Source organism: Exiguobacterium sp. KJ 601 (genome assembly GCF_027161185.1).
Classification (GTDB): domain Bacteria; phylum Bacillota; class Bacilli; order Exiguobacteriales; family Exiguobacteriaceae; genus Exiguobacterium; species Exiguobacterium profundum.
This window is the reverse complement of the sequence record NZ_JADHZG010000001.1, coordinates 1,406,086-1,416,820: the sequence shown is the minus strand read 5'-3', so window position 1 is coordinate 1,416,820 and position 10,735 is coordinate 1,406,086. Positions and strand designations below refer to the sequence as shown.

Sequence of the window (10,735 nt, the reverse complement as noted above, 5' to 3'; positions counted from 1 at the left end):
ACGCGCTCCTTCCTCTTTTGTGTTACCGATTGACCGAGGCGGCCATGCGAATGTACGTATGGCGTCGTCCGCGAATCGCAATGGATAGTGCCTGAATGTTCTCTGGTACGGCAATTCCGGACAGTCCGGCGTCACCTATATGCACGATATCTGCTCCGCCTCGTTTTGAAGAGAGTGCGATTTCCCGAACGGTCTCGACATCTGCGCCTTCTTGTGACGTTCCAATCGCCGCTAACGTGAGAGCGCCGAGCACTTGCAATTCCTGAACGAGTTCGTGAAACGATTCTTCACGGACGCCAGGTACAGTGCCTGGAGCCGGAAGGAGGATGATATCTGCGCCAGCTTCGACGAAGCGGATATACGCGTCGCGGTCTAACACATTGCCTGCACCGGCTTGATGCATTTTCCCGGCAATGATGACCCCTGCGAATTCACGACGTGCTTGGATGATTGCTTGTTCGATTGCTTCATTCGTGACCCCGGTATTCGGATTGCCTGTCAAACAGACGAAGTCAAACCCGAGCTCCGATGCTTTTTGGAACGCTTCGATTGAAGCGAGTCTGCCTCGTTTTACTTCATTCATCTCGGACGACTTCTCTGAAAAATCAACAGGTTCCAAGTTGACTCCAATTGGCAATCCAATCAGTCGTTTTAGTTCGAGAATCGGATGATCGCTCATCTCATCACCCGGCATCTCCCCGAATAATGCATGACTTTCAAGTCCTTTAATGTAAGGATGAAACACATCGATCATGTTCAATAAAATCAAGTCGACACCGAATGCTCGTGCTAGTTCTGCGTTTGTCACTTCTGGATACAACGGCTGCACCGTCGGGATGACCTCGGCCATGACCGTTCGACCTTCTGCTTTTCGAATCGAATCGATTAAATCTTGACGATTAAACGTGATAAAATCACTTGCTCGACATTCCAGTATTCGTTTCATGTGATCTGCCTCCTTCTGCTCATCCTTGTCTCTATTCCCTAAACCCTTGAAAAATCCTCTATACTAATTTTAAGGAGGGATTATGATGACGGAAAAAGAAAAGATGATTCGTGGTGAACTGTATTTAGCTGGTGATGAAACGCTCGTTGCAGATCGGAAGCATGCCCGGAGATTAACTGAACAATTCAATCGTTCTGGAATCGATGATTTGGAAGAACGAAAAGAGATTCTTGGTGCGTTACTCGGATCGACGAAAGGGTCATATTATATCGAGCCGAACTTCAAATGTGATTATGGGTATAACATCCACTTAGGAGATCGATTCTATGCGAATTTTGACTGTGTCTTCCTAGACATTTGCCCCATCACGTTTGGGGATGACTGCATGCTCGCACCGGGTGTACATATTTATACGGCGACACATCCGATCGATCCGATCGATCGGATCTCAGGATATGAGTTCGGGAAGCCGGTGACCATCGGCGACCGCGTGTGGATCGGTGGAGGGGCGATTATCAATCCCGGTGTGACGATTGGGGATGAGGCCGTCGTCGCATCCGGTGCGGTCGTCACAAAAGATGTGCCATCTCGAACAGTCGTCGGAGGAAATCCGGCACGTGTGATCAAGACGATCTACTGACAAAAACTCCTGAACGCGTGGTTCAGGAGTTTTTGACATGACTTGATTGCTTGTATTTCTGAATAGCTGTATATGCAAGATGAAGCGCCGTCTCATCACCAATCGTCACCCGAATCCCCGTAGGTTGTTTCGACGTGTGTATGTTCAAGTCGGTCAAATGGGCCCACACTGCTTCAGGTTGTTCTAACTCGATATACAAGAAGTTTGTCGATGCAGGGAGGACATGACCGATGGATTCAAAGGCTAGTGCCCACTTTTGCCGCATCTGGTCATGCCATTTGATTGATTCTTGAAGATAAGTCGCATCTTTTAAGAAGATGTTGCAAATTTTTGCACTCACCCCGCTGATATTAAATGGTGGGATGAATTGACGGAAATAGTGTGCGAGTTCGGTGTTTGTCACCATGAATCCAATTCGTACGTTTGCCAATCCAAAAGCTTTTGACATCGTGCGAAGGACGATGAGATTTGGATGGTTTGCAATGAACGGAATATTGCTGTCATTCGGTGTGAAGTCCATGTACGCCTCATCCACCACGAGGTACGGTACGAGTGAGGCGAGATGCGTCAACTCTTCTACGGTCCACAGCTTTCCGGTTGGATTGTTCGGATTCGATAGGAGAAGAAGTTTTGGATGATGCGTCTCAATCGCCTCTAAAATTCCCTCATACGATAAATCAACGGCTTGAACATGATGACCGTGTGCGATGGTCGTGAAGATTGGATACATCGAAAAGTCAGGTGCCGGAGACAAGACGATGTCATGTGGTGCGAGCAATGCTTGCGTCACGACATGAATCATCTCATCACTCCCACAACCGACTAGTAATTGCTCGGGTGTGACGCCAACGTACGCAGCGTAGCGTTCGAACAATTCATTGATCGGTTCGACCGGATATTCGTGTAAGTCATGATACGTCAACGAATCAAGCTGATTCTTGATACGGTCAGGTAACGGGAATTGACTTTCATTTTGGTTTAACCGATGTCCCGTCGGATAAACGACGGGATAAATCGGTAGCTCGACTTGTCTCATTCAGTTGGCTCCATCGAGAACCATTTTTTCACCAATTCATCGATTTCGCCAGACTCCATCATCTTGTTCAACTCTTCGTTGAACTGGTCGCGTAACTCATCATCTAATTTGAAGGCAGCAGCTGATCCTTTTTCGCCATCCTCTTTCAAAGCGAATGTATAGAAGCTGTCATCTTGGTCTAAATACTTTTGTGCGACCGTGTCTTCGATGACCATTGCATCGATTCGACCTGTGTTCAACTCTTGAACGATTTCAGGGATCTTGTTCAAGGATACGAGTTCAGCGTCAGGTGCTTGTTCTTTAGCGATATTTTCTTGAATCGAAGCCGTTTGGACACCGATTTTCTTACTAGACAAATCTTCGATTGCCTGAAGGGACTCGTCTTTTGTCATGATCAAGTTTGTCGCGGATAGATAGATGTCTGAGAAATCGGCATTCTCTTTACGCTCTTCTGTTGGCGTCATCCCGGCCATGATGAAGTCGACACGCCCGCTATTGAGGGCTCCGAGTAAGCTACCGAAGTCCATATCTTCAATCTTCAATTCGTAACCGAGGCGTTCTGTAATCGTCTCCGCGATTTCAATATCAAATCCGACAATCGCATCTCCGTTTGCCGTATCGACAAATTCATATGGGAAGTAATCGGCGCTCGTCCCCATGACGAGCGTTTTTTGTTCTGTCGCTTTACCTTCTGTCTCTTGACTACATGCACCGAGTAATACTGCGCTCATCATAAGTGTACCTGCTAATAACCATTTTTTCATATGTGTATAATGCCTCCCTGTTGTAGATGAGACTAAGTGTATATGTATGATTATTAATTGTAAAGCATAAATATACAAAATTATTAAAAAGAGAAGCACTTTCTATCTGAAAGCGTTCTCTTCTTAGTTTTTCAACAGATACGACATAATTCGCTCAATCGGAATTTCTCGATTGTCCATCGTATAGGTTTGTAAGTAAGAATGGTTAGTAGGCCGTTTGCAGTGTTCATTCATCTTAGACCAATTCTCATATGAAACTTGATCAATTTGACTCGGTCGTCTGACACGGTTTCGAAGTCGTGTGTTAATTTCTTCGTAATTTTCATGACGACACTCGATATAACGGTAAGTCGCTCCGTACTTGGTGGAAATCGCTATCCCTTTATCGAGCATTTCATCATAGAGACATGGACTGTCGAGAATGACGTTTTGTCCAAGTGATAGGTGATACTCGACGAGCGACCAATCGACATCATAAGCCATCTTCCCGATTTCTCCATCCGAGAAGTTGCCAATATGAAGCGTATGGAGTAGGGCGGTCTTTGAAACATCATGATCGATGATGACTGCGGGTACGTGTTGGATGATACGCTTAGCCAATGTGGATTTTCCTGATCCAGGTGTTCCAGACATTTGAAGAAAAAACAGATGATCACCTCACATCTAAGTAGGAGCAAATCTTATTACTTATACAACTTGATTTACTTGTTAAAATGGCTCATTTCCTTAAGATAGTCTTCGATACAATCGACCTGAATAACCTGATAAGGTTAGTTAAAGGTTTGATCCGATGTTAGCATTTGCATACCATGATGACGTTCCCGTCAAGATCTTTGAAATTGAACCAATGTTCGTGCTCAATGGGTGTAATGACCTCAATGTCGTGTTGAGTCATATAAGAATAAGCTTGATGAATATCGTGTGTATTTAAGTGAAATAGTGGTGTCTGGATGATGTTATCTTTTGAGTAGATTTTGCTATCTAAAACAAGGTTAGTACCCTCTAATGGAATGACATATAAATGGTCGAATAAGATTTCTCCTTTTGTTGAAAGATCGAATAAATCACAATACCAGTCACGCGCTTTTTGAATATCACTTACCGGAATAAAGATGGTGCCGATTTTGTGAAGGATAGGGTTCATAGAAATTCCTGCCTTTTCATTTGATGAATGAAGTTTGTAACATCTTTCTGAGATTTTAAGACGATGATCTGTTTCTCGTGAGAATATTGTTTGATTCGTTTGAGCATCTCTGGCTTTTGAACGTCAGGAAAATTCCAAACCCACTTCAGGAATGCGAAATCGAGTTTTTCCTCACAGGATGCACCCATATCCGGTCGTGTCGTACCACGATATCGGACAACTCGCTTGAGGACGTGATATATACAGACGATGCGTGGAAGATCGATTAAAATGACAGTGTCCGCTGCCTGTAGTCGTAAATCAAGGGTATTCCCGAAATTTCCATCGATAATCCATTCATCCTTCTTCACGAGTTGTTGTTGGATGTCGATTCGTTCTTCTCTCGGTGCCATCACCCATCCCGGTCTCCACATGAGAGCGTCCAAATGATAGACATCGAGATGTAATCGTTCACCGAGTTGACGGGCGAGTGTGGATTTCCCCGCACCGCCAGAACCGATGATCATGATGCGTTTCATATTTAGATTGCTATCAATCGTTAAGCTGCTCATCTACTCTTATTCATCCTCCAATACAATCCATTTCTTCAATTGACCGTCCTCTTCGTAAATGACCCGGACATCCATCTGTCCGATAACAAGACGTTGTTCCGAACTGAACACGACAATTGGATAGTCTGTCGATACCGGTTTACCCGTCTCAAAGATTGGGCTATGGGCCTGCATCGCGTAATAGCCGTCCGATCTCGTGTTGGCCGCTCCTGCATCAATCTGTGTCACATGGTCAAATCCTCTCAGTCTGAGCACATAACTATAAGACGTTCTCGCTCCTTGCTCGAGACGCCATTCTTCGATGGTGGCTGATTTGTCGTCCAGGGTTCGTTCTTCTAGCACTTTCTGTGCCGTATACTCTTTTTCGTAAGGAATCATCTCCTGAATGCTGACGACGGTCATCGTCGCGAGCTTGAGTGATTCCTCGGAAGGTGGGGTAATCAGTATACCAATAAAAATGAGGATGGGAATCAATAAATAAACCATGACACGACTACGCATTTTCATCACCTTACCTTTTCAGACTGTAAACTATTTCTGCATAAGAGAATCAGTTCCCTTCAAAAGAACGCTGGAATCTCAAAAACCGATTCATTTCTTCAAGTTTTTGAATGAGCAGGTATGATATAGAGAGGAGGGATGTACATGAAAATCGGGGTCATAGGTGGAGGCGTTGCGGGTTTGACTGCAGCTGCGCTTGCGCAACAGAAAGGGCATGATGTGATTGTATTAGAAGCATCGCGTGAATGGGGTGGGTGTGCCGGCAAGTTTCAACGGGGTGACTACTTGTTTCCTGCAGGTGCAACGCTCGGTATGGGATTCGAACGAGGAGGGGTCCATCAGCGGGTTCTTCAGAAATTGGGCGAATCGGTCGAGGTGACGTTACTGGACGAGGTGATGGACATTCATCTTCATGACGTCACCGTCACTTACTTTCGCGACCGAAAGCGTCTTCTTGAGGAGCTCAGTCGCGTGTTCTCAGAGCATTATAAGGCAATCCATGCGTTTTACCGTGAAGTGTGGGGCGATTTTGAGAAGATTCGTCCGTTGTTTCAGCAGTTGCCCGCTCTTCCACTTCGGACGACATCAGACATAGTTTACGCGCTTAAAGGTTTTCGACCGAATCAAATCACAACGCTTCTCAAACTCCAGCGGCCACTCGGTGACACGTTAGCTCGTCATGGACTAAACGGTACGATGTTCGAGCGATTTATCGATGGCGTTCTGCTCGACAGTTTGCAAACCGGTGCGAAAGAAGCGAGTCATTTACTCGGTGCAGTGGCGCTGTCGGTCTATCACGAAGGGGCGTACTATGTGGAAGGTGGACTGTATCAATTGGCTCATGCATTAGAGCGCGCCGTTCGGACGTTTGGTGGGGAGACGAAAGTAGGGAGAGACGTCCAGTCCATCGAACGAGTGACAGATGGATGGCTCATCACCGATCGAAGAGGACGACTTGAACTAGTCGATGTCATTGTTTCCGCCATCCCGATTGAGCGGACGAGCGAACTTCTGAGAGGACAAGAACAACGATGCTTCAAACGACAATACCGCAGACAATTGAAGCAGTCGCAATGGGGCACGTTCAGTTTCTATCTCGTCTTGCCTGAGGATGTGTGTCGACAGAAACCGCTGTTTCAACAAATCTATCACGAGCGATTACCGAGTGGGCATGCGTTCATTTCCATGTCCGCGCCGGATGACGTGTTGCGCACAGAAAAACCGGAACGGACCATCACGGTATCCACACATATCGATTTATCAGAATGGCAACATTGGAAAGACCGGGCGGCATATGAGAAACTAGAGCAAGATTGGACCAATCGTCTCGTCGACGTCGTCGCAACTGCTTTTCCCGCTTGGGACCGCGAGTCGTCACTACTTCTTCCTGGTGGACCCGGGGCATGGGTGAAGTATACGAAGCGACCGCATGGGGCAGTCGGAGGTTATGCGCAGACTCCTAACCAGGCGCTCTTTCGCGCTGCGAGTTATCGCACCGACTTGCCGAACTTTTTTGTGTGCGGGGATACCGTATTTCCAGGAGCGGGGACGATTGGCGCGATGACGAGCGGATTACATGTCGCCCGGGCACTCGGGGTGACGATTGATTAGGGGGATACTGATGAAGAAAAAAGCGTTTGATGAACTGACAACGATGGAATTGTATCGCTTACTGGCATTACGAACTGAGATATTCGTGGTCGAACAGAACTGTCCGTACCAAGAGGTAGATGGTAAGGACGTAGCAGCCATCCATTATTGGATAGAAGAAGATGGAGAGATCGTGTCTGCGCTTCGCGTGCTGACGGAAGCATCTCCGGTCGCCATTGGACGTGTCGTCACGAAAGCGACGCATCGAGGGAAAGGGTATTCCCGCCTCTTGATGGATGCAGCGATCAAGGACTTCGGTCATGAGACATTATATCTGCAAGCGCAGACGTATGTGGAACCTTTTTATGCATCGTTTGGCTTCAAACGGACGAGTGATGTGTATCAAGAAGACAGTATTCCACACGTCAATATGTTACGTGAATCCACAAATTCCGCTAGTACCGTTTCCGAATCGTTCATGTTAGAATGAGAAAGAACATTCACGTGCCATTGAGCACGATTACATTATAGACATAAAGGGGTTTACAATGGTGACCGATCAACAAGTAATTGCAAAAGCAAGAGAATTGGCAGATGTATTAGCACAAACACCAGAAGTGGCGCGTTTCAAGGAAGCGGAAGCGAAAGTGAACGGAAGTGACCGCGTACAGACGTTGATTAAACGAATCAAGTTCTTACAAAAAGAAGCCGTCAACTGTAAGCACTATGGCAAGACGGAAGCACTTGCGAAAGTCGAGCGAAAGATTGATAAAGCGATGGAAGAACTGGACTCGATTCCAGTCGTTCAAGCTTTCCAAGAAACACAAGTCGAAGTGAACGATTTACTTCAATACGTGACGGTCACGCTCGCGAACTCCGTGACGGACCGTATCATCGAATCGACGGACGGCGACGTCCTTGCAGGAAAGACAGGGAGCGGCATGGCGGCTGAACAAGCACGCGGCGGCTGCGGATACTAAAACGACACAGCTGGCCGATGGTCAGCTGTTGTACTTTCTAGAGGTGAATTAACATGCAAGAAGTCCATCAGACACCAATGATGAAACAATATTTCTCCATCAAGGCAGACTATCCGGACGCCTTTTTATTCTATCGACTCGGCGACTTTTACGAGTTGTTTTTTGAAGATGCGCAAATTGTCGCAAAGGAGTTAGAGCTCACGCTTACTTCTAAAAATGGGAAACAGGCTGAGCATCCGATTCCAATGTGCGGCGTCCCGCACCATTCCGCGGCAATCTACATCGAACAGTTGATCGAAAAAGGTTTTAACGTCGCCATCTGTGAACAGACGGAGGATCCGAAGGCAACTAAAGGGCTCGTGAAACGGGAAGTCATCCAAGTGATCACGCCAGGTACATATATGGCGTCACTCAGTGAAAAAGAGAACCGATATCTCGTCGCCATCTCGGACGTCGCAGGCCGATTCGGAATTGCTCGCGGTGACGTCACGACGGGGGAATCGTGGTTGACGACGCTCTCGTCAGAAGAGGCCGTCTTACGGGAAATCGAAGGATTGCTCCCGAACGAGGTCATCGTCGAGGATGAACGGTTGGCCGACTTGTTACGTCAGACCGGGATCCCTCTCTCGATTCAAGTGGACAAGCGGGAGAGTCCGCTCGCACAAGGTGCGAAAGATGAGCCACAGCGTTCGGCGTTTGAGTTGTTGTTCGCTTATCTCACGAAAACACAGAAACGTTCGCTCGATCACTTGCAACCAGCTGTCGCCTATGAGGTTGAACAGCATATGCAACTTGACGCCAACACGGCCCGAAATCTTGAGTTGTTCCGTTCGGCTCGTTCAGGGGAACGGAAAGGGTCACTCCTTTCACTCCTTGATGAGACGACGACGGCGATGGGCGGTCGATTGTTGAAACGTTGGCTCGAACAGCCACTCTATACAGAGCAAGGCATCAGAGAGCGACAGGATGCCGTCGAGAACTTGGTGGACGACTTCATGTTGCGCGATCAACTACAAGAAGAGCTGAAGCGAGTCTACGATATCGAACGCCTTGTCGCAAAAGTCGGGTACGGGACGGCGAATGCGCGAGATCTCGTCCAACTACGCGACACACTTGAAGGGATGCCAGCCGTCCGGTCACTCTTACAAACGGTGAAAGCCGATCGCTTGCAGCAAATCGAACAGAATCTTGACTCGTTCGAGACGTTGAGTGAACAGCTACGGGCTGCCCTTGTCGATTCACCCCCGATTTCGACGAAAGAGGGCGGGATGATTCGTCACGGGTATTCGGATGAGCTCGATGAACTGTTAGAAGCGAAAGCGAACGGAAAATCGTGGATTGCCAACCTCGAACAACAGGAACGCATCGCTACCGGCATCAAATCGTTAAAGGTCGGGTATAACCGCGTATTCGGTTACTACTTAGAAGTGACGAAAGCGAATGCGAAGTTGCTTGAAGAAGGACGATATGAGCGGAAACAGACGTTGACGAATGCGGAACGATACATCACTCCAGAGCTGAAAGAGAAGGAAGCCCTCATCTTAGGTGCGGAAGAGAAGAGCTGTACGCTCGAATATGACTTGTTTGTCGCACTTCGCGAAGAAGTGAAGACGTATACGAAGGACCTTCAACAATTGGCCCGTTCACTCAGTGAGTTGGATGTTCTCCTCGCCCTTGCCGTCGTGGCGGAGAAGCGGGAATACGTTCGCCCAGTTACGACATCTCACGTCCAAATTGAACGTGGGCGTCACCCTGTGATTGAGACGGTCTTGCCGCGAGGCGAATATGTCGCCAATGACTTGACGCTTGACGACACGCGTCAAATGTTACTCATCACCGGACCGAACATGTCCGGTAAATCGACGTACATGCGTCAATTTGCCTTGATTGCAATCCTTCATCAAATCGGTTCATTCGTCCCGGCCGAAGCGGCGGAACTCCCGCTCTTTGACCGTATCTTTACACGAATCGGTGCGGCTGACGATTTGGTGAGCGGACAGTCGACGTTCATGGTCGAGATGACCGAGACGCGCCAAGCCGTCACTGAGGCGACGGAACATAGTTTGATTTTATTAGATGAAATCGGTCGCGGGACGTCGACGTATGACGGGATGGCGCTCGCACAGGCAATCGTTGAATATATCGCCTCGTCAATCGGTGCGAAGACACTCTTCTCGACGCACTATCATGAACTGACAGTGCTCGAAGATTCGATTCCGACACTTGAGAATGTTCATGTTCGGGCGATTGAACGAGATGGACGAGTCGTCTTCCTCCACGAAGTGCATCCGGGACGTGCCGATAAATCGTATGGGATTCATGTGGCGGAATTGGCTGAACTTCCGGATTCATTGATTGACCGGGCCCGGACGATTCTGTCAGAACTCGAATCGGAAGCAACGAAACCAGCTTTGAACGAGCAATCTGCTCCACCTCAAGTGGAAGAAGTCAGCCAGTTGTCATTGTTCGAGTCGCATGACGCTGTTCGAGAACAGCTGCTCAAACTCGATCTATTGGCAATGAATCCAATCGAAGCGATGCAGGCGCTCTACGAACTGCAACAGACCGCAAAGAAAGGGTGAG

12 protein-coding genes are annotated in these 10,735 nt (G+C 47.8%); 5 read left to right on the top strand and 7 right to left on the bottom strand.

Translation table 11 applies throughout. The annotated features are described in order from the left end of the window. Nucleotides 1-22: 22 nt before the first annotated feature. A complete protein-coding gene (locus tag IRJ25_RS07255) occupies nucleotides 23-946 on the bottom strand; it encodes a DUF7916 family protein (RefSeq protein WP_264092447.1) in 924 nt (307 codons plus the stop codon). Nucleotides 947-1,031: 85 nt separating this feature from the next. Between IRJ25_RS07255 and IRJ25_RS07250 the strand changes: the two genes are divergently transcribed. Continuing rightward, complete coding sequence (locus IRJ25_RS07250; RefSeq protein ID WP_269318031.1) at nucleotides 1,032-1,586, top strand: maltose acetyltransferase domain-containing protein; 555 nt, start codon at nucleotides 1,032-1,034, stop codon at nucleotides 1,584-1,586. Between the two features lie 22 nt (nucleotides 1,587-1,608). Here the strand turns inward: IRJ25_RS07250 and IRJ25_RS07245 are convergent, their stop codons facing one another. The 6 genes from IRJ25_RS07245 to IRJ25_RS07220 form a co-directional block, all read right to left on the bottom strand. Beyond that, nucleotides 1,609-2,622 (bottom strand): pyridoxal phosphate-dependent aminotransferase, encoded by a 1,014-nt coding sequence (locus IRJ25_RS07245; RefSeq protein ID WP_269318030.1) that lies wholly within the window; start codon nucleotides 2,620-2,622, stop codon nucleotides 1,609-1,611. Next, nucleotides 2,619-3,386, bottom strand: coding sequence for a transporter substrate-binding domain-containing protein (locus IRJ25_RS07240; protein ID WP_269318029.1), 768 nt, complete (start codon nucleotides 3,384-3,386; stop codon nucleotides 2,619-2,621). Before IRJ25_RS07240 ends, IRJ25_RS07245 begins: the two co-directional genes overlap by 4 nt. A 123-nt stretch (nucleotides 3,387-3,509) precedes the next feature. Further along, nucleotides 3,510-4,019: an AAA family ATPase gene (locus IRJ25_RS07235; RefSeq protein WP_264092451.1), complete on the bottom strand. Its 510-nt coding sequence runs from the start codon at nucleotides 4,017-4,019 to the stop codon at nucleotides 3,510-3,512. A gap of 160 nt (nucleotides 4,020-4,179) precedes the next feature. Then, nucleotides 4,180-4,530, bottom strand: a complete 351-nt coding sequence (locus IRJ25_RS07230; RefSeq protein WP_214783113.1) for a VOC family protein — start codon at nucleotides 4,528-4,530, stop codon at nucleotides 4,180-4,182. Further along, nucleotides 4,527-5,048 carry a DNA topology modulation protein gene (locus tag IRJ25_RS07225; protein ID WP_264093050.1) on the bottom strand — a complete coding sequence of 174 codons (522 nt, stop codon included), beginning with the start codon at nucleotides 5,046-5,048 and terminating at the stop codon, nucleotides 4,527-4,529. The genes IRJ25_RS07230 and IRJ25_RS07225 overlap by 4 nt, the downstream gene beginning before the upstream one ends. Nucleotides 5,049-5,087: 39 nt before the next feature. After that, nucleotides 5,088-5,588 (bottom strand): hypothetical protein, encoded by a 501-nt coding sequence (locus tag IRJ25_RS07220; protein ID WP_214783116.1) that lies wholly within the window; start codon nucleotides 5,586-5,588, stop codon nucleotides 5,088-5,090. A 138-nt stretch (nucleotides 5,589-5,726) separates the two neighbouring features. On the opposite strand from IRJ25_RS07220, the gene IRJ25_RS07215 reads away from it, so the two are divergent. The 4 genes from IRJ25_RS07215 to mutS are packed head-to-tail and all read left to right on the top strand — an operon-like array spanning nucleotide 5,727 to nucleotide 10,734. Beyond that, nucleotides 5,727-7,193, top strand: a complete 1,467-nt coding sequence (locus IRJ25_RS07215) for a phytoene desaturase family protein (RefSeq protein ID WP_269318028.1) — start codon at nucleotides 5,727-5,729, stop codon at nucleotides 7,191-7,193. Nucleotides 7,194-7,203: 10 nt separating this feature from the next. Then, nucleotides 7,204-7,662, top strand: coding sequence for a GNAT family N-acetyltransferase (locus IRJ25_RS07210; protein ID WP_269318027.1), 459 nt, complete (start codon nucleotides 7,204-7,206; stop codon nucleotides 7,660-7,662). 58 nt (nucleotides 7,663-7,720) lie between these two features. Further along, a complete protein-coding gene (locus IRJ25_RS07205; protein ID WP_269318026.1) occupies nucleotides 7,721-8,152 on the top strand; it encodes a RicAFT regulatory complex protein RicA family protein in 432 nt (143 codons plus the stop codon). A gap of 53 nt (nucleotides 8,153-8,205) precedes the next feature. Then, nucleotides 8,206-10,734, top strand: a complete 2,529-nt coding sequence (mutS, locus tag IRJ25_RS07200; RefSeq protein ID WP_269318025.1) for a DNA mismatch repair protein MutS — start codon at nucleotides 8,206-8,208, stop codon at nucleotides 10,732-10,734. Nucleotide 10,735 lies beyond the last annotated feature (1 nt).